Source organism: Brachybacterium saurashtrense, from assembly GCF_003355475.1.
Taxonomy (GTDB): domain Bacteria; phylum Actinomycetota; class Actinomycetes; order Actinomycetales; family Dermabacteraceae; genus Brachybacterium; species Brachybacterium saurashtrense.
In genome coordinates, this window is record NZ_CP031356.1 from 3,348,084 (window position 1) to 3,365,271 (window position 17,188).

A 17,188-nucleotide genomic window follows, 5' to 3' on the forward strand; every position below is an offset into this window, starting at 1 on the left:
AATGTACGTCACGCCAGGCCGCTCCGGCGGCATCGGCCCGGGCGCGGGAGCTCGGGCCGGGAGGGTGCGAGAGGCGCCCTCCCCTCGGTCCGAGGTCGGGACCGAGCACCTCACCCGGCACGACACCGAGGTCGTGCCCGTCAGTGGAAGGAGGGACCGATGAGCTCATCGCTGGCAGCAGACCCGCGCACGGCGGGCCCCGGCGGCGCAGCCGGCGGGGCCACGGCCGCCGCGGATCCCGCAGGCCCTCGTCCGGGCAGGGCGACGGTGCGCCGCCGCAACCTGCGCACCGGACTGCTGTTCATCTCGCCCTGGATCGTGGGCGTGCTGATCTTCATCGTGTACCCGGTCGCCTACTCGATCGGCCTGAGCTTCACCCGGTACTCCGGGATGGAGGCGCCCACCTGGGTGGGGGTGCAGAACTACGTCACCGCCGCCGCGGATCCGCTGGTGCGCACCGCGGTGGGCAACACCCTCTTCTACGCCGTGATCGCGGTGCCGCTGGGCCTGCTGGTGGCGCTCACCCTCGCGATCGCGATGAACCAGAACGTGCGGGAGGTGGCGCTGTACCGCACGATCTTCTACGCCCCCTCGCTGATCCCCGCCTTCGCAATGTCGTTCATCTTCATCGTGTTCCTCAACCCCCAGTTCGGCGCGTTCAACCAGGTGATCAACCTCTTCGGGGGTCCCAACGTGAACCTGCTGGGCGATCCCACCGGGGTGAAGATCGCGATCATCCTCATGGCGCAGCTCGGCGCCGGCAACGCCGCGCTGATCTTCCTGGCCGGGCTGCGCAACATCCCCCGCACCATCTACGAGGCCGCGCGCGTGGACGGGGCCGGGCCGATCCGGCAGTTCGCCGCGATCACGTTCCCGCTGCTCACCCCGGTGCTGCTGTTCAACCTCATCACCGGCGTCTCCGGCGCGCTGCAGGTGTTCACCGAGGCGTACATCGTCACCAACGGCACCGGCGACCCCGATGCGGGCGCGCTGTTCTACATGATGTACCTCTACAAGAACGCCTTCGGCTTCGCCGAGCTGGGCTACGCCTCGGCGCTCGCGGTGCTGCTGTTCCTGGCGGGCCTCGCCCTCGCCCTTCTCATCTACTGGCTCTCGCGCCGGTTCGTGAACTACGACGTGGAGGCCGGCTGATGAGCAGCATGATGCGCACCGACACCCGCTACGACGTGCCCCGCAAGGCGGCGGACGCCGAGAACTACAACCGACGGGCCGACGGGACCGTCCGGCCCTGGTACTCCACCCTCACCGCGCGGATCGTGATGATCGCGCTGAGCATCCTGTTCCTGCTGCCGCTGTACTGGATGATCGCCTCGGCGCTGAAGAGCGACCAGGAGCTGGCGGAGTTCCCGCCCACCCTGATCCCGCGCAGCTGGGAGTTCGGGAACTTCGTCGAGGCCGTCACGGCCATGCCGTTCCTGACCTTCTTCGCGAACTCCGCGATCATCACCGTCTCCGTGGTGGTGCTCTCGGTGCTCTCGAACTTCGTCATCGCCTACGGCTTCGCCTGCATCGACTGGCCGGGCCGCAACACGATGTTCTACGTGGTGATCGCGACGCTGTTCCTCCCGTTCCCCGTCACGCTCATCCCGATGTTCGACATGTGGGCGCGGCTGGGGCTGGTCAACACCCTGTTCCCGTTGATCATCCCGGCGGCGTTCGGCTCCGCGTTCTACGTGTTCCTGCTGCGCCAGTTCCTGCTGCAGATCCCCCGCGCGATGCTCGACGCGGCCCGGGTGGACGGGGCGAGCGAATGGCGGATCCTGTGGACCATCGCATTCCCCACCTCCCTGCCGGCGCTCACCACGGTCGCGATCTTCGCCGCCGTGGCCTCGTGGAACGACTTCATGGGGCCGCTGATCTACCTGCAGGACGAGAGCGTGCAGACCCTCTCCATCGGCCTGCAGACGTTCCGCTCGGTGAACGCGCAGGACGTCTCCTTCAACCAGCTGATGGCGGCCTCGTTCCTGGTGATCCTGCCGCTGCTGATCCTGTTCTTCGTCTTCCAGCGGTACTTCATCCGCGGCATCACGATCGGAGGCTTCAAGTGATCTCGAGACGATCCTTCCTCACCGGGGCCACGGCCTCGTCCCTCGCACTGGGTCTCGGCTCCTGCGCCTCCTCCCCGGAGGCAGGCCCCGGCGTGATCCGCTACTGGGGCGTCGGCGCCGCGGACAAGGACAAGGACGAGCAGGTGCGCGAGGCCTTTCTCGCCACGGACGCGGGCCGGGACGTGGAGATCTACATCGACCAGGTGCCCTCCTCCGGGGTGGCGGACATGTCCTCGATCATCACGGCGGTGCGCGGCGGGACCGCGCCGGACCTGTGGTGGATGGACCGCTTCAACGCGGTGCAGAACGCGTCCATCGGTCTGCTCGAGCCGCTCGACGAGCTCATCGAGCGCTTCGAGGAGGTCTCCGTGCCGGAGTTCACCTCCCAGTGGATCCAGTTCGCGGTGGACGAGCTGACCTACGACGGTCGCCTGTACGGGCTGCCGTGCACCACCGACGCCCGCGGCCTGATGTACAACGAGGACGTGCTGCGCGACGCCGGCGTGGACCTGGACATGTTCGACCCCGAGCAGCACGTGATCACCTGGGACGAGCTGGGCGAGGCCGTCGAGAAGATCGTGCAGATCGACGACCGCGGCAACTACACGCGCTTCGGCTTCGCCCCCTGGCTGGGCGAGGGCTGGCCCTACACCTGGGCCTTCGGACTGGACGCGCAGGCGTATGACAACGACACCGCCACCGTCACCCTCGACTCGCCCGAGTGGGAGTCGGTGTTCCAGCTGTACGCGGACTGGGCCGAGCGCTTCCCGTACGCCTCGGTGGACGCGTTCTTCGCGACCTATCAGCCGCCGAACGCCCCGCCCACGCAGACGGCGATGTTCAGCGGCCGCCTGGGCATCGACACCACGGGCCCCTGGCAGATCTCCGGCAACGAGAAGTACGCCCCCGATCTGCCGCTGAAGTTCACCTACCTGCCGGTGGCGCAGGACGGCGACCCCACCTACACCTGGTCCGGCGGGCAGTGCCTGGTGATCCCGCGCGGTGCGAACATCACCAAGGCCCTGTGGGAGTTCCTGAAGTTCTACGCCGGCTTCGAGGGCCAGTCGATGGTGGTGCCCCAGTACGGGAACCTGCCCACCAACGTGCGCGCCATCGAGGAGGGGAACTACAACCCCGAGGCGGAGCTGTTCCGCACGATGCTGCCGAACTCGACCTCGCGGCCCCCGCTGCCGGTGGGCTCGGCGATGTGGGACACGCTCACCCGCACCCGCTCCTCGGTGGCGCTGGGGTCGCGCACCCCCGCCGAGGCCGTGGCGGACAACCAGGCGATGATCGCCCCCAAGATGGAGCTGTTCGAGGGCTACCGCATGCCGGACACCTACGGGCAGCCCAGCACCCGACTGGACCCCTGAGAGGACCTCACCCCATGACCCACCCCCTGCGCATCGCCGTGCTCAGCGCCTGGCACGTCCACGCCGAGGAGTACGGCCGCGCCGCGATCGACCACCCGGACACGGAGCTCGTGGCCGTCTGGGACGACGACGAGGGCCGCGGCCGCGCGCTCGCGGACCGCCTCGGCGTTCCCTTCGAGGCGGATCTCGGCGCGCTCCTGGCCCGGGAGGACCTCGACGGCGTCACGAACACCACCGCCACCACCGACCACGACGAGATCCTGGGCCGCGTCCTCGCGGCCGGGAAGCACGTGTTCACCGAGAAGCTGCTCTCGCCCACGGTGGCGGGCTGCGACGCCCTGATCTCCGCGGCCGAGGCCGCGGGCGTGCAGCTCACCGTGTCCCTGCCGCGCCTGGCGCACGGCTACGCCCTCGCCCTGCGCGAGGTGCTCGCCTCGGGCCGGCTGGGCCGCCTCACCTACTCCCGGGTGCGCCTGGCCCACAACGGCTCGACCGCGGACTGGCTGCCCGCGCGCTTCTACGACCCGGCCGAGGCGATCGGCGGCGCCTTCTCCGACCTCGCCGCCCATCCCGTCTACCTCACCCAGCTGATCCTGGGGGAGGAGGTCGCCTCCGTGCGCGCCAGCTACACCGACATGACCGGCCGCGGCGTGGAGGACAACGCCTCGGTCACCATCACCACGCCGGACGGCGCGATCGGCGTGATCGAGACCGGGTTCGTCACCCCTCGCAGCCCGTTCTCGATCGAGGTGCAGGGCACCGAGGGCACGCTGCTGTTCGACGACGCCGAGAACCGGCTGCGCCTGGGCACGGCCGACGGGTGGGAGGACCTCCCCCTGCCGGCCGACGGCCCCGCCCCCTTCGCCCAGTGGGTGGAGGCGATCCGCACCGGCACCCCCACCGCCGAGAACCTCGCCCGCGCCCGCGCGCTGACCGCCCTCACCGTCGCCGCCAACAGCGCCGCGACCGCCTGACCGCCGGCCGGCCGCGCCCGTCGGCCGACGTCCCCGCCCCTCGCCCCGCACACCGCAGTCCACCCCCTCGAAGGAGACCACCCATGACCGTCACCCTCCCCGTCCGCATCGGCCTCATCGGCGGCGGCGGCATCGCGAACGCCCATCTGACGGGCTACGCCGCCATCCCCGACCGTGCCCGCATCACCGCCATCGCGGACGTGAACCCCGAGGCCCTCGCCGCCCGCACCGCGGAGACCGGCGCCACCGGGTACGCCGACTTCCACGAGCTCGTGCAGGACCCCGAGGTCGACGCCGTCGACATCTGCCTGCCCCACCACCTGCACCGCGACGCGATCGTCGCCGCCGCCCGGGCCGGCAAGCACATCCTGTGCGAGAAGCCGCTGTGCCTCAGCGCCGAGGAGGCGACGGAGGTGCGCGAGGCCGTCGAGGCGGCCGGCGTGACCCTGATGTGCGCCCACAACCAGCTGTTCATGCCCGCCGTCGCGGAGGCGAAGAAGGTGATCGACTCCGGTGCGCTGGGCACCGTGTACGAGGTGCGCACCACCGACTCGTTCCACAACGACTTCGACCCCTCCACCATGGGCTGGCGCGCGCACGCCGCGACCAGCGGCGGCGGCGAGTACATCGACACCGGGTACCACCCCACCTACCTGCTCATGCACCTCGCCGGCGGCACCCCGGTGCAGGCCTTCGCGATGATGTCCACCCACCGCCTCACCTTCATGGAGGGCGAGGACTCCGCGCAGGTGCTGGTGCGCTTCGACAACGGCTCGGTGGGCCAGCTGGTCACGTCCTGGGCGTACGACGCCGCCCCCGGCACCGATCGCTTCTCCGTGGTGGGGGAGAAGGGGTCGCTCTCCTCCGACGGCTCCACGCTGCGCGTGAAGCTCCGCGGCGAGGAGGAGCAGGTGATCGCGCACGAGCCGATCGACACCTTCGCCGCCGAGATCGCGGACTTCGTGACCTGCCTGGAGACGGGCCGCCGCCCGCTGAACACCGAGGCCGAGGGCATCGCGGTGCTGGGCATCATCCTCGCCGCCTACGAGAGCGCCCGCAGCGGGAAGGCGGAGGAGGTGCTGTCCGTCTGAGGGAGGCGGCCGCGGCACCTCCGCCGTGCCCCGTCCGGGACGTTCCCGGGCGGGGCACCGGCGGGGTCGGCTAGAGTCGGAGGCGCACGTCAGGCAATGATCGGCCTGTCGCCAGGCAGGCCGCCGACTCCGCAGCCGTTCTCGTCCCGAGGAGCCCTCATGACCAGCCCTGCCCCCGCCGCCCCCGATCGCAACCTCGCCCTCGAGCTGGTGCGCGTCACCGAGGCCGCCGCCATCGCCGGCGCCCGCTGGGTGGGCGCCGGGGACAAGAACCGGGCCGACGGCGCCGCGGTGGACGCGATGCGCTCCTTCATGGACACGGTGCGGATGGACGGCACGGTGGTGATCGGCGAGGGCGAGAAGGACGAGGCCCCGATGCTGTTCAACGGGGAGGCCGTGGGCGACGGCACCGGCCCCTCGGTGGACGTCGCCGTGGATCCGATCGACGGCACTCGCCTCACCGCGCTCGGCTACAACAACGCCCTGGCCGTCCTCGCCGTGGCGGAGAAGGGCAGCATGTACGACCCCTCCGCCGTGTTCTACATGGAGAAGATGGTGGTGGGGCCCGAGGCGGCCGAGTTCGTGGACCTGCGCCTGCCGATCGAGCAGAACATCAAGCTGGTCGCGAAGGCGCTGGGCAAGCCGGTGAACCAGGTGATCGTGTGCGTGCTGGAGAGGCCGCGCCACGAGGCGCTGGTGCGGGAGATCCGTGCGGCCGGGGCGCGCGTCAAGTTCATCATGGACGGCGACGTGGCCGGGGCGATCGCCGCGGCCCGCGGCGCCGGGGTGGACATGCTGCTGGGCATCGGCGGCACCCCGGAGGGCATCATCGCCGCCTGCGCGGTGAAGGCCACCGGCGGCATGCTGCAGGGCCGGCTCGCCCCCACCGACGACGCCGAGCGGCAGAAGGCCCTCGACGCGGGCCTGGACCTCGAGCAGGTGCTCACCACCGACGATCTGGTCGCCTCCGACAACTGCTACTTCGCCGCCACCGGCATCACCGACGGCGACCTCCTGCGCGGGGTGCGCTACCACCAGCACCACATCGTCACCGAGTCGATCGTGATGCGCTCCGCCTCCGGGACCGTGCGCCTGGTGGAGGCCGAGCACCGCGCGGAGAAGTGGGACCGCTGGATCGCCGAGTGAGCCCGACGGATCGCTGGTCGGGGCGCCGGCGGCGTCCCGGTCGGTCGGCCGTCGGTGCCTGCCGGCCGCCCGCCGGACTCCGCGGGCACCTCGACCGTCCCGTCATTACCTGTGAGTCCGTACTCCAAAAGGTGTCACAGTGACCAGAACTCCGCATATCGTGGATGCATGGCCGCCTCACCGTCCGAGACCACCTCGCCCGAGATCCGCGTCGCCGTCGACCTGATCGTCCTCACGCTGCGCGAGGGGGCGCTGAGCGTGCTGCTCATCCAGCGCGACGACGAACCGCACCGCGGGGCCTGGGCGCTCCCGGGCGGCTTCATCGCGCACGGGGAGGACTTGGAGGACGCCGCCTATCGGGTGCTCTCCGACGAGGCCTCGCTGGGCAGCGGTGCCGTCCACCTCGAGCAGGTGCGCACCTTCGGCACCCCCGGTCGCGACCCGCGCGGCCACGTGGTCTCGGTGGCGTTCATGGCGCTGGGGGCGGATCTCCCCGACCCCCGCCGCGGGGAGGATGTCGCGGATGCCCGCTGGTGGCCGCTCTCCGACCTCTGCGCGGTCACCCTCGCCTTCGACCACGCCACCGTGCTCGACAGCGCCGTCGAGCGTGCCCGCAGCAAGCTGGAGTACACCACCCTCGCAGTGACCTTCCTGCCCGAGGAGTTCACCGTCTCCCAGCTGCGCGGGGTCTACGAGAGCGTCTGGGGCACCACGCTGGACGCCGGCAACTTCCATCGCAAGGCCACCCGCACCGAGGGCTTCCTCGAGGAGCTGGACCGCTATGCGGCGCCGACGGGCGGGCGCCCTGCACGCCTGTACCGGGCCGGCGCCGGCACCTCGCTGGTGCCGCCCCTGCTGCGCTCCGGCGACTGACTCCTGCGGCGGTCCCCGGCCGTCGCTTCCGCCTCTTCCTGTCGCTCCGGAGGCCCAGCGCACTCTCCCGATGGTTGAATCGTCAACCAAAGTGAGGCAGAATGGAGCCATCGACCTCCTGACGAAAGGCGCACCATGACCACCTCTCCCGCCCCCGCTCCCGCCGTCGACGACCGGCACTTCTCCGGCGACCTCGCCATGGACGCCGTCACCCTGCGCGTCGGCGACCTCGAGCTGATGAGCTCCTACTACGAGAACGCCCTCGCCCTGCAGCCGATCGAGGAGCGCGCCCGCGTGGGCGGGGAGGTGCACCGCGTGCTGGGCCGCGGCGGCGTGCCCTTCGTGCGCCTGGTCGCCACCCCGGGCCTGCCCGGCGTGGACCCCCGTCAGGCCGGGCTGTTCCACACCGCCTTCCTCTTCGAGGACGAGGCCTCGCTCGCCGGCACCGTGCTGCGCGCCGCGCAGGATCCGCGCTCGCGATTCGCCGGCAGCAGCGACCACCTCGTCTCCGAGGCCTTCTACTTCACCGACCCCGAGGGCAACGGCATCGAGCTGTACCGCGACCGCCCCCGTGACCGGTGGCAGTGGACGAACGGCCAGGTCGCGATGGACACCCTCTACCTCGACCCGAACACGTACCTCACCGAGCACCTCACCGACGAGGTCAGCGCCGACCCGGGCGTGCGCCCGGGCATCGTCGGCCACGTGCATCTGCAGGTGGGCGACGTGGAGACCGCGCGACGCTTCTACATCGACACCCTCGGCTTCGAGACCACCGTGGGCACCCACCCCGGCGCGCTGTTCGCCGCCGCGGGCGGCTACCACCACCACGTCGCGATGAACACCTGGAACAGCCGCGGCGCCGGGCCCCGCGCGGCCGCGCTCGGACTGGCCGACGTCGCCATCACGGTCCCCGGCCGCGAGGACCTCGACGCCCTCGTCGCACGGCTCTCCGGCGCCGGGGTCTCCTACGCGGACTCCGGCCGCTCGGTCTCCGTCCAGGACCCGTGGGGCACCCCGGTCACCGTGAGCCTGCCCGGCACCGGCACCGAGGAGCTCCTGGCCCGCTGACGCCCCTGGTCATCCCCGGCACGCTCTCGTGCCGGGGATGGCCTCAGTCGCAGGTGCCGTCGGCCGCGCAGCTCGCCCCCGTCTCGGGGGCGCTCATGCCCCGCTCCGCACGCGCCTCGTCGGCGATCTGCCGCAGTGCCTGGCGGAACGCCTCCTCCGGCAGAGCGCCCGGGGCGGTGTACTTGTCGTTGAACAGGAAGAACGGCACTCCGCGAGCACCGAGCGACGCGGCTTCGCGCACCTCCGCCTCGACCTGCTCGTCGTGCGTGCGCCCGGCGTGGGCATCGCGGGCGGTCTGCTCCTCGAGCCCCGCCTCGACGGCACGGGAGATCACCGTCTCCGTCTCGAAGGGGTTCGCGGTGCCGGTGAAGTAGCCGCGCTGGAGCTCCAGGAAGAAGGCGGTCGCGGCGTCGACCCCGTGCGCCTCGCCGAGGGCCTGCATCACCCGGTGCACGCCGCGGGTGTTCGCCATCGGGCGCTCCGTGACGTACTCCCGGTCGATCTCGCGGGCCATCTCCTGGATCTGCGACTCCATCTGCCGCACCTGCTCCTCCGCCATCCCCTTGGCCGAGACCAGGTGCTCGAGGTTGCTGCGCACGGTCTCCCGCGGCGAGGTGGGATCCAGCTCGAAGGAGTGGGCGCGAAGATACACCTGGCCGGTCAGGCCCTCGGCCTCGATCGCGTCGTGCAGGCGCGACTCCCCGATGTAGCACCAGGGGCACACCACGTCCGTCCACACGTCGACGGTGATCAGCGGCGCCTCGGGGGTGACCGGGTCTGCGCTCGCGGTCGCCGGTGCGTCGGGGGTGCTCTGCTCTGCGGTCATCGGAATCCTCCACGGTCTGCGCCGGGCGCTCCGGCGACGAGTTCGTTGAAAACTGTACCGGGGGGAGCTGAGCGCCGACAGGGCGCGGCCGGGTGCTCCGCTGTCCGCGGAGCGGCTGCGCCGCCGCACGGCCGTCAGGCCGGCGCGGTCCCGTCGGCCGGGACCTCCGGCTGCGCACCCCCCGTCCGCAGGGCCCGACGGCGCTGCACCACCGCGCCCAGCAGCCCCAGCGCCACGCCGAGGGTCAGCCAGCCGCCCAGCCAGGTGAGATCCCCGGCGGGGTCGATCCAGCCGCCGCCGATCGCGCCGCGGAACGCGTCCACCGCGTGGGTCATCGGCAGGTACGGGTGGATCGCCCGGAAGAAGTCCGGCAGCGTCGCGGTGGGGTAGGTGCCGCCCGCGCCGGAGATCTGCAGCGCCACCAGCACCAGCGCCACGAACTTCCCCACCGGGCCGAACAGCGCCCCGAAGCCGTGGTTCAGCGCCACGAACACCATCGAGGTCAGCGCCGCCAGGCCCAGCATCAGCGGGACGTCGTCGATCGTCACCCCCACCAAGCGGTCCAGGGCGCCGACGGCGATCACCGTCTGCACCAGGCCCAGCGCGAGCGCCGGCACCAGCCCGCCGGCCAGCAGGCGCACCGCCCCGGTGCCGCGCGCCATCGCCTCGGCGGAGAACGGCGGCATCATCAGGAAGATCGCCATGCCGCCCACCCACAGGCTGATTGCGAGGAACAGCGGGGCCAGGCCCTCGCCGAAGCGGCCCAGGTCGTGCTCGCGCACCAGATCCATCCGCACCGGCTCCGCGGCCACCTCGGCCAGGTGCTCTCCCTCGGAGTCCGTGTAGGAGGGCACCTCGCCCTCCGCCTCGACCAGGCCCTCGTGCAGCTCCTCGGCACCGTCCTCGAGCTCGCCCGCGCCGTCGTCGAGCTGCGCGGCGCCGTCCGCGAGCTGCCCGGCCCCGTCGTCCACCTGCGCGGCGCCGGCCGCGAGCTCCTCGGCCCCGGAGGCCAGCTCCGCGGAGCCGTCCGCGAGCTGCCGCGCACCGTCGTCGGCCGCGGCCAGGCCGTCGGCGAGCTCGCCGGAGCCGTCCGCCAGCTGCGAGGTGCCCGCGGCCAGCTCGTCGGCGCCGTCGGCGGCGGTGCCCACCCCGTCGGTGTAGGTGTCCACGCCGCCGGCCAGCTCCGCGGCGCCGGAGTCGGCGCTGGTCACGGCGGAGGCGAGGGAGTCCGCGCCGGAGGAGACCTCCTGCGCGCCCGCGTTCAGACGGTGCACGTCCTCTGCGCCCTGCGCCAGGGTGGAGTAGGCCTCCGGCAGGGCGGCGGCCGCGGTTCGGGCCTGGGCGGCGAGATCCTCCGCGAGGGCGGAGGCGCTCCCGTCCGAGGCGGGGGAGGGGGCGGCGTCCTCGACCTCCTCCCGCAGTGCGGCCAGATCCTCCTCGAGGGCGGTCGCGTCCTCGGCCAACGGGCCGGTGGCGTCGGCCACCGCCGTGCTGCCCTCGGACAGGGCGGTGGTGGTGTCGCCCAGATCCTCCAGGTAGGTGGTCAGCGCGCCCGCGGTCTCGCTCATGCCGGAGGCGACGTCGGAGACGTCCGTGGAGGTCTCGGCGGCGGCAGCGGAGGTCTCCTCCGCCGCGCCCGCATCGGTCTGCGCCTGGTCGGCGTCCTCCCGCACCTGCGCGGAGGTGCCGGCCAGGGCGGTGAGCTCCTCGCAGTAGGCTGGATCCGCGCCGGAGTCCGCGCAGCGGGAGGCGAAGTCGTCCACCTGGTCGGTGTAGTCCCGGGTGCCCTCCGCGGCGGTGGTGGCGCTGCCCGCGGCGGTGGCGGACTGCTCGGCGATCGCCTGCACGTCCTCGTCCAGGGCGGAGACGTCCTCGCCGATCGCGGCGGCGTCCTCGCGCAGGGTGCGCGCATCCTCCGTGCGGTCCGCGGTGGCGTTCTCGAGGTCCTGGGCGGACTGGGCGAGGGAGGAGGCGGCCTCGTCGGCCGCCGCGGCGGTCTCGGCGAGGGTGCCGGCGGCGGAGGTCGGGTCCTCGAGCCGGCCGGGGAGATCTGCGGCGGCGCGTTCGAGGGCGTCGATCGCGGTGAGCAGGTCCTCGCTGGTGGCCTGCACGCTCTCCTCGGTGACGCCCAGCACCTCCGCCCGCTGCTGCGCCGCGGTGACGGTCTCGTCGAGCTGTCGGGTGCCGTCGGCGACCTGCCCAACGCCGTCGGCGAGATCGCCGGCGCCGGTGGCGAGGCGCTCGGTGCCGGCGGCCAGCTGGTCCGCGCCGCTGCGCAGCTCCTGGCTGTTCGCGTCCAGGGTGTCCAGGCCGCCGCTGAGCTGCTGCGCGCCGTCGTCCACGGTGGCGACGCCGTCGCGCAGGGTGACCGCCCCCGCGGTGAGCCGGTCCAGGCCCACCACCAGGTCGAGGGCGCCGCCGTGCAGGGACTCCGCGCCGCCTGCGAGCTCGGCGCCGCCCGCCGCCAGCTCCCCGGTGCCCTCCGCCAGCTCGGCGCTGCCGTCCGCGAGGTCGCCGGCGCCCTCGTGCAGGGAGGCCGCGCCGTCGGCCAGCTCCCCGGAGCCGTCGGCCGCCTCGGCGAGGCCGTCGTGGATCGAGGTGAAGCCCACGTACACCTGCCCCAGGTACTCCTCGAGCACGTTCGTGCGCAGCGCCTCGGTGAGCGCAGCGCCCACGGACTTGGTGAAGTTCCCGCCCACGTAGTTCACCGAGTCGTTCGTGGAGACGGTGAGCAGCGCGGGCGCGGCCTGCTCCGCCTCGTCGCCCAGGGAGGCGATGCTGGCCGAGAAGTCCTCGGGGATCACGATGGTGGCGCCGTAGGTGCCGTCCGCCAGGCCTCGCTGTGCCTGGGCGGGGGAGACCTCCACGAAGCGGTAGAGGTTCTCCTGCTCCTTCTCGAGCAGCGTCTCGGTGAAGTCCGCGCCCACCGTGAGCGTGATGCGCTCGCCGTCCGGGGCGGTGGCGACGGCGCCTGAGTCCTCGTTCACCACGGCGGCCGTGACGTGGTCCAGGCGGTGGCTGGGATCCAGGAACGACCAGGTCATGTTCCCGGAGTAGATCAGCGGCACCAGGGCCAGCCCGGTGACGAACAGCGCCGCGATCGGCTTCTTCCACTCGCCGGGCAGCACGGCCGCCGCCCCGCGGCCCGCGGCGCCGAGCGCGGTGGCGAGGGCGGAGACGAGAGCGGCGAGGGCGGTGGCCAGGGAGGCGGGGAGCGCACGGAGGTATCGCATCACGGCCGCGACGATACACCGGTGTATCGAGTTTTGTTACTGCCGGGTAACAAGTGTGGTGGGAGGAACTCCGCCCGGCCGCTGCAGAGGGGGGCACGGGCGGCGACGGGCGAGGTGGAGCCGCCGCCGGGTCAGTCCGGCAGCTCCACCACCCAGGGCTCGCGCACCAGCGAGGCGGGGTCCCAGCGCGTGAGCACGTCGGCCGCGGTGCCGCAGCCGGGGATCCCCAGCGAGTCGCCGATCCTGCCCATCACCTGCGCCGTGCTCTCGCCGCGGTCGAACCGGTCCCGCAGGGTCACCGCGCCGTCCCGCTTGGCCAGGCGGTCCCCGCGAGCGTTGACCGCGAGCGGCACGTGCGCGTACGACGGGGCGGGCAGGCCCAGCAGGTGCGCGAGATACGCCTGCCGCGGGGCGGAGCTCAGCAGGTCGTCGGCCCGCACCACCTGGTCCACCCCGGCCGCGGCGTCGTCCACCACCACGGCCAGGTTGTAGGCGACCACGCCGTCGCCGCGGCGCAGCACGAGGTCGTCCACCGTGCCGTGCACCTGCCCGGCCCACAGGTCCTGCACGCTCCAGGCGTCGGTGCCAGCGCGCAGGCGCAGCGCGGGCTCGCGGCGCAGCGCGCGCATCCGCTCTCGGCCCGCCTCGCGAGCCGCCGGGGCGAGGTCGCGGCAGGTGCCCGGGTAGGCGCCGGGCGGGGCGTGCGGGGCGCTGGGCGCCTCGAGGATCTCCCGCCGCGTGCAGTAGCACTCGTACACCAGGCCCTGCGCGGTGAGCGCGTCCAGCGCGGCCCGATGCGCCGCGCCGCGTTCCGACTGGCGCACCACCTCGCCGTCCCAGTCGAGACCGAGCGCCGCGAGATCCTCCAGCTGGCGCTGCTCGGCGCCCTCGCGCACCCGGTCGAGGTCCTCGATCCGCAGGTGGAAGGCGCGGGAGCTTCCCCGGGCGAGCGCCCAGGCGAGCACGGCGGTGCGGAGGTTCCCCAGGTGGAGGTCGCCGCTGGGGGAGGGGGCGTAGCGGCCGGCGCCGACGGGCGTGGACATGGCCGCGAGTCTACGGGCGGTCGCGCGAGGGCCCAGCGTCCGGGTGGCTGCGCGAGGGCACTGCGCCCGGGCGGGCGCGCGAGGGTTCTGTGCGCGGGCGGCCGACGGACTGACCGGCCCGGTGCGCGGGCCGGGCGTGCGCCGGCAGCACCAGCAGCACGCCGCCGTCCCGCCCGCCCGGCACCGGGCGCTGCGACGGTGCGGGCTCGAAGCCGAGCCGGGCGGCCAGCGTGCGCGAGGGGGCGTTGCCTCCCGCGGTCACCGCGACCACCTCCTCGTCGCGCCCGCCGAGGCGCGGGTGGGCGAGCACGGCGCGCATCGCCTCCTGCGCGACGCCGCGCCCCGTGAGCGCAGGGTCCAGCCGCCAGTAGGCGCTCAGCAGCCGTCGGCCCTCCGCCTCGAGCGGGGCGAGGCCCACCACGCCCAGCAGTCCCGGCGGCAGGGCCGCCGCGTCGGCCTCCTCGCCCGCCGACCCCTGCAGCGCCCGCATGCCGTGCCTCTCCCGCGCCTGCGCGTGGTGCGGCTCCAGTGGCGGCGCGTCGTGCCGCTCCCGCGCCCGCACGGCGAGGTGGCCCGCCCCGTGCCGCCGCCAGTCCTCGCGCCAGCGCGCGAGAGCCCATTCCATCTGGGCGCGCTCGGTGAGAAGAGCGGTGAGATCCTCCACGAAGGCCCGAGGATCGGCGTGCAGCGCGAACAGCGCCTCGAGATCCTCGGGCGCCACCGGGGTGAGCACCAGGCGCGCCGTGGTCAGCACCGGTCCGGGCAGAGAAGCGGCGCGGCGCCCGCCGTCCGAGGACGGGGGCGCCGCGCCGTCATGCACGGGGTGCTCCGTGACGGGCTCGGGGCTCGCTCAGGCGTCGCCGCGGTGGCTGCCGCGCTTCTCGTCGTCGCCGGAGGCCTCCGGATCCGAGTCCACCTTGACCTCCTTGGGCTCCACGTCGGAGCCGCGGTCCTCACCCTTCAGGGCGGAGGCGACGTCGCCGGCATCGGCCGAGCCGACGGTGTCGGAGACGGTCGAGGAGTCCGAGTCGTCGCCCGCGGAGGCGGGGTAGTGGGCGCGGGCGAAGTCCGCGGGTGGGGCCCACGGATCCTCGACCGGGCGGGTCTTCTGCCACACGATGTAGCCCGCGGCGGCACCGGCGGCGGCCAGGCCCAGCACCAGCAGCACCTTGCCGGCGCGGCCCTTCTTCTGCGGGGTGGGCTCGAGCACGGCGGAGCGGATGTCGTCCTGGCCCTTGTCGAGCTCCTTGCGCGCGGCGTCGACGGCGGCCTTCAGCACGGTGCCGGAGGTCTCCACCGTCTTGCGCGCGCGGGGTAGGTAGTCGTCCTGCACGTCGTGGCGGAGCTTCTCCGCCCGCGGGCCGAGGTTCGCGGAGAGCTTCTCCGACTGCTCGCGCAGCCGCTCCTGCGCCTCCGGGGCGTACTGGTCGTACAGCTCGGTCGCGCGGGCACGCGCCTCGCGGGCGCCCTCGGAGACGACAGGGCCCACCGTGGCGGCGAGCTTCTGCAGCTCCTCGACGGCCTTCTCCGCCTTCTGCGCGGTGCTCCCGGCCGCCTCAGCGGTCACGGCGGCCTGCTTCTTGGCCTTCTTGGCCTCGCGCTTGGTGGTCAGCGCCATGGGTCTCCCCTTTCGGTCGAATCCGCCGGATCGGGCCGACGGTGGTCCCTGGGCCGGAGCAGCGCACGGCTGCCGCGGACCCGTGTGGCACAACTCTAACGCGAGCGGCTCCACCCGCTCACAGCGGATGTCGAGACAGGCGCGTAGCAGGACGGCGGAGCGGTGGTCCCGTCCGGTCGGTCGGGCACCCGTGTGGGAGGATGAGCGCATGTTCGCAACTCTGCACACCAACCATGGGGACATCCGCCTCGAGCTGTTCCCCGACCACGCCCCGAAGACCGTCAAGAACTTCGTGGGCCTCGCCGAGGGCTCCCAGGAGTTCGCCGATCCCGAGACCGGCGAGAAGGTGACCCGCCCGTTCTACGACGGCGTGATCTTCCACCGCATCATCGCGGGCTTCATGCTCCAGGGCGGCGACCCGCTGGGCACCGGCACCGGCGGCCCCGGCTACACCTTCGACGACGAGATCTCGGAGAAGAACTTCAACGAGCCCTACGTGCTGGCCATGGCCAACGCCGGCCAGCGCCGCAACGCGCTCACCGGTCGCCCCTCGGGCACCAACGGCTCGCAGTTCTTCATCACCGTGGGCCCCACCCCGCACCTGCAGGGCAAGCACACCGTGTTCGGCCAGGTCGCCGACGAGGACTCGAAGAAGATCGTCGACCAGATCGAGAACGTCAAGACCGACATGCGCGACCGCCCCCTCGAGGACGTCGTCATCGAGAAGGTCACCATCGAGAAGTGAGCCGACGGGCGCCCTGCGCCCGCCCGGTACGCACAGCGCCGCCGGCGCCGTCGCCCCTGCGACGGCCCGGCGGCGCTCTCGTGCGCGGGGGCTCGTGCCTCGCAGCACGTCGATCAGGCTCTGCCTGTCGTGGTGATCTCCTGCCGCTCGTGCCTCGCAGCACGTCGATCAGGCTCTGCCTGTCGTGCTGATCTCCTGCCGCTCGTGCCTCGCAGCACGTCGATCAGGCTCTGCCTGTCGTGCTGATCTCCTGCCGCTCGTGCCTCGCAGCACGTCGATCAGCTGATGGCCACGCCGAGGGCGGCGCCGATGCCGTAGGTGACCAGCAGTGCCAGCACGCCGCCGATGATCGTGCGGATGGTGGCGGTGCGGGCGTCGGCCTGGCCCAGTCGGGCGCTCACCACGCCCAGCAGCGCCAGCGCGACCACCACCGCCACCAGCGTGGCAGGCAGGCGCCACACGGGCGGGCTGGCGAGGATCGCGGCCAGCGGGATGATCCCGCCGAGGGTGAAGGCCAGCAGGGAGGCGAGCGCCGCCGAGAGCGGCGAGACCACGCTGTCCTGCTCCACGCCGTGGCGGAAACGGGTGTGGGCGGTGAGCGCGTCGTGCCGCTCCAGGGAGTCGGCCACCTCGCCCACCACGTCGCCCGGGATCCCGCTTTCGCCCAGCGCCTCCACCAGGCGATCGTGCTCGCCCGCGGGATCCTCCGCGAGGCCGCGCCGGGTGCGCTCGATGAGCGCGCGGTCCGTGTCGCGCTGGGTGGAGACGGAGACGTACTCGCCCATCGCCATCGACAGCGCGCCGGCGATGAGGGCCGCGAGGCCGGCCACGAGCAGCCACTGGATGTCGGTGGTGGCACCGGCGACGCCCACGGCCAGGCCGGCGACCGAGACGATCCCGTCGTTCGCGCCGAGCACCCCGGCGCGCAGCTGGTTGATGCGATCCGAACGGCTGGTGCGCTCCTCGGCATGCTCTCGGCCCGCGGCCGACGGGGCGGGCGGGCTCGACGGGGTGGGGGCGGCCGTCGGGCGCGGCGGGGCGGTGGGACCGGTGGGAGGCAGATCGACGAGGCTCATGCCCTGAGTCTATTTTTTGGATTCAGTCCAAACAAGGCAGGAAAGGCTAC

At 72.9% G+C, this 17,188-nt stretch carries 15 protein-coding genes; 9 read left to right on the forward strand and 6 right to left on the reverse strand.

Annotated elements, in window-relative coordinates; genetic code table 11:
* The first annotated feature begins 159 nt into the window (after positions 1-159).
* The 8 genes from DWV08_RS15045 to DWV08_RS15080 all read left to right on the forward strand — a co-directional run bounded on the left by DWV08_RS15045 (position 160) and on the right by DWV08_RS15080 (position 8,597).
* Positions 160-1,152, forward strand: coding sequence for a carbohydrate ABC transporter permease (locus DWV08_RS15045; protein WP_115414544.1), 993 nt, complete (start codon positions 160-162; stop codon positions 1,150-1,152).
* Entirely contained in the window at positions 1,152-2,069 is a 918-nt protein-coding gene (locus DWV08_RS15050; RefSeq protein WP_115414545.1) for a carbohydrate ABC transporter permease, read from the forward strand. The genes DWV08_RS15045 and DWV08_RS15050 overlap by 1 nt, the downstream gene beginning before the upstream one ends.
* Positions 2,066-3,442 carry a substrate-binding domain-containing protein gene (locus DWV08_RS15055; protein ID WP_115414546.1) on the forward strand — a complete coding sequence of 459 codons (1,377 nt, stop codon included), beginning with the start codon at positions 2,066-2,068 and terminating at the stop codon, positions 3,440-3,442. The genes DWV08_RS15050 and DWV08_RS15055 overlap by 4 nt, the downstream gene beginning before the upstream one ends.
* A gap of 14 nt (positions 3,443-3,456) precedes the next feature.
* Entirely contained in the window at positions 3,457-4,416 is a 960-nt protein-coding gene (locus DWV08_RS15060) for a Gfo/Idh/MocA family protein (RefSeq protein WP_115414547.1), read from the forward strand.
* 83 nt (positions 4,417-4,499) lie between these two features.
* The gene (locus DWV08_RS15065; protein ID WP_115414548.1) at positions 4,500-5,507 is read left to right on the forward strand and encodes a Gfo/Idh/MocA family protein; all 1,008 of its coding nucleotides are present in this window, start codon (positions 4,500-4,502) and stop codon (positions 5,505-5,507) included.
* 159 nt (positions 5,508-5,666) lie between these two features.
* A complete protein-coding gene (glpX, locus tag DWV08_RS15070) occupies positions 5,667-6,653 on the forward strand; it encodes a class II fructose-bisphosphatase (RefSeq protein ID WP_115414549.1) in 987 nt (328 codons plus the stop codon).
* 168 nt (positions 6,654-6,821) lie between these two features.
* Positions 6,822-7,526, forward strand: coding sequence for an NUDIX hydrolase (locus DWV08_RS15075; protein WP_115414550.1), 705 nt, complete (start codon positions 6,822-6,824; stop codon positions 7,524-7,526).
* 135 nt (positions 7,527-7,661) lie between these two features.
* Positions 7,662-8,597 carry a VOC family protein gene (locus DWV08_RS15080; protein ID WP_115414551.1) on the forward strand — a complete coding sequence of 312 codons (936 nt, stop codon included), beginning with the start codon at positions 7,662-7,664 and terminating at the stop codon, positions 8,595-8,597.
* A 43-nt stretch (positions 8,598-8,640) separates the two neighbouring features.
* On the opposite strand, the gene DWV08_RS15085 is transcribed toward DWV08_RS15080, so the two are convergent.
* The 5 genes from DWV08_RS15085 to DWV08_RS15105 form a co-directional block, all read right to left on the reverse strand.
* Complete coding sequence (locus DWV08_RS15085) at positions 8,641-9,423, reverse strand: DsbA family oxidoreductase (RefSeq protein ID WP_115414552.1); 783 nt, start codon at positions 9,421-9,423, stop codon at positions 8,641-8,643.
* A gap of 134 nt (positions 9,424-9,557) precedes the next feature.
* Complete coding sequence (locus tag DWV08_RS15090) at positions 9,558-12,656, reverse strand: YhgE/Pip domain-containing protein (RefSeq protein WP_115414553.1); 3,099 nt, start codon at positions 12,654-12,656, stop codon at positions 9,558-9,560.
* A 131-nt stretch (positions 12,657-12,787) separates the two neighbouring features.
* Positions 12,788-13,699: a tRNA glutamyl-Q(34) synthetase GluQRS gene (gene gluQRS, locus DWV08_RS15095; protein ID WP_115414554.1), complete on the reverse strand. Its 912-nt coding sequence runs from the start codon at positions 13,697-13,699 to the stop codon at positions 12,788-12,790.
* Positions 13,700-13,709: 10 nt separating this feature from the next.
* Positions 13,710-14,519, reverse strand: coding sequence for a GNAT family N-acetyltransferase (locus tag DWV08_RS15100; protein WP_115414555.1), 810 nt, complete (start codon positions 14,517-14,519; stop codon positions 13,710-13,712).
* A gap of 30 nt (positions 14,520-14,549) precedes the next feature.
* A complete protein-coding gene (locus tag DWV08_RS15105; RefSeq protein ID WP_115414556.1) occupies positions 14,550-15,317 on the reverse strand; it encodes a hypothetical protein in 768 nt (255 codons plus the stop codon).
* A gap of 208 nt (positions 15,318-15,525) precedes the next feature.
* Here DWV08_RS15105 and DWV08_RS15110 point away from each other — a divergent pair, with 208 nt between their 5' ends.
* A complete protein-coding gene (locus DWV08_RS15110) occupies positions 15,526-16,062 on the forward strand; it encodes a peptidylprolyl isomerase (protein ID WP_162801591.1) in 537 nt (178 codons plus the stop codon).
* Positions 16,063-16,340: 278 nt separating this feature from the next.
* Here DWV08_RS15110 and DWV08_RS15115 read toward each other — a convergent pair whose 3' ends face one another.
* A complete protein-coding gene (locus DWV08_RS15115; protein ID WP_115414558.1) occupies positions 16,341-17,138 on the reverse strand; it encodes a VIT1/CCC1 transporter family protein in 798 nt (265 codons plus the stop codon).
* Between the last annotated feature and the right edge of the window lie 50 nt (positions 17,139-17,188).

Excerpts from the sequence above, each read along its gene's own strand:
- DWV08_RS15045 (WP_115414544.1), top strand. The coding sequence starts at position 160 with ATGAGCTCATCGCTGGCAGCAGACCCGCGCACGGCGGGCCCCGGCGGC.
- DWV08_RS15050 (WP_115414545.1), top strand. The coding sequence starts at position 1,152 with ATGAGCAGCATGATGCGCACCGACACCCGCTACGACGTGCCCCGCAAG.
- DWV08_RS15060 (WP_115414547.1), top strand. The coding sequence starts at position 3,457 with ATGACCCACCCCCTGCGCATCGCCGTGCTCAGCGCCTGGCACGTCCAC.
- DWV08_RS15065 (WP_115414548.1), top strand. The coding sequence starts at position 4,500 with ATGACCGTCACCCTCCCCGTCCGCATCGGCCTCATCGGCGGCGGCGGC.
- glpX (WP_115414549.1), top strand. The coding sequence starts at position 5,667 with ATGACCAGCCCTGCCCCCGCCGCCCCCGATCGCAACCTCGCCCTCGAG.
- DWV08_RS15075 (WP_115414550.1), top strand. The coding sequence starts at position 6,822 with ATGGCCGCCTCACCGTCCGAGACCACCTCGCCCGAGATCCGCGTCGCC.
- DWV08_RS15080 (WP_115414551.1), top strand. The coding sequence starts at position 7,662 with ATGACCACCTCTCCCGCCCCCGCTCCCGCCGTCGACGACCGGCACTTC.
- DWV08_RS15085 (WP_115414552.1), bottom strand. The coding sequence starts at position 9,423 with ATGACCGCAGAGCAGAGCACCCCCGACGCACCGGCGACCGCGAGCGCA.
- DWV08_RS15090 (WP_115414553.1), bottom strand. The coding sequence starts at position 12,656 with ATGCGATACCTCCGTGCGCTCCCCGCCTCCCTGGCCACCGCCCTCGCC.
- gluQRS (WP_115414554.1), bottom strand. The coding sequence starts at position 13,699 with ATGTCCACGCCCGTCGGCGCCGGCCGCTACGCCCCCTCCCCCAGCGGC.
- DWV08_RS15105 (WP_115414556.1), bottom strand. The coding sequence starts at position 15,317 with ATGGCGCTGACCACCAAGCGCGAGGCCAAGAAGGCCAAGAAGCAGGCC.
- DWV08_RS15110 (WP_162801591.1), top strand. The coding sequence starts at position 15,526 with ATGTTCGCAACTCTGCACACCAACCATGGGGACATCCGCCTCGAGCTG.
- DWV08_RS15115 (WP_115414558.1), bottom strand. The coding sequence starts at position 17,138 with ATGAGCCTCGTCGATCTGCCTCCCACCGGTCCCACCGCCCCGCCGCGC.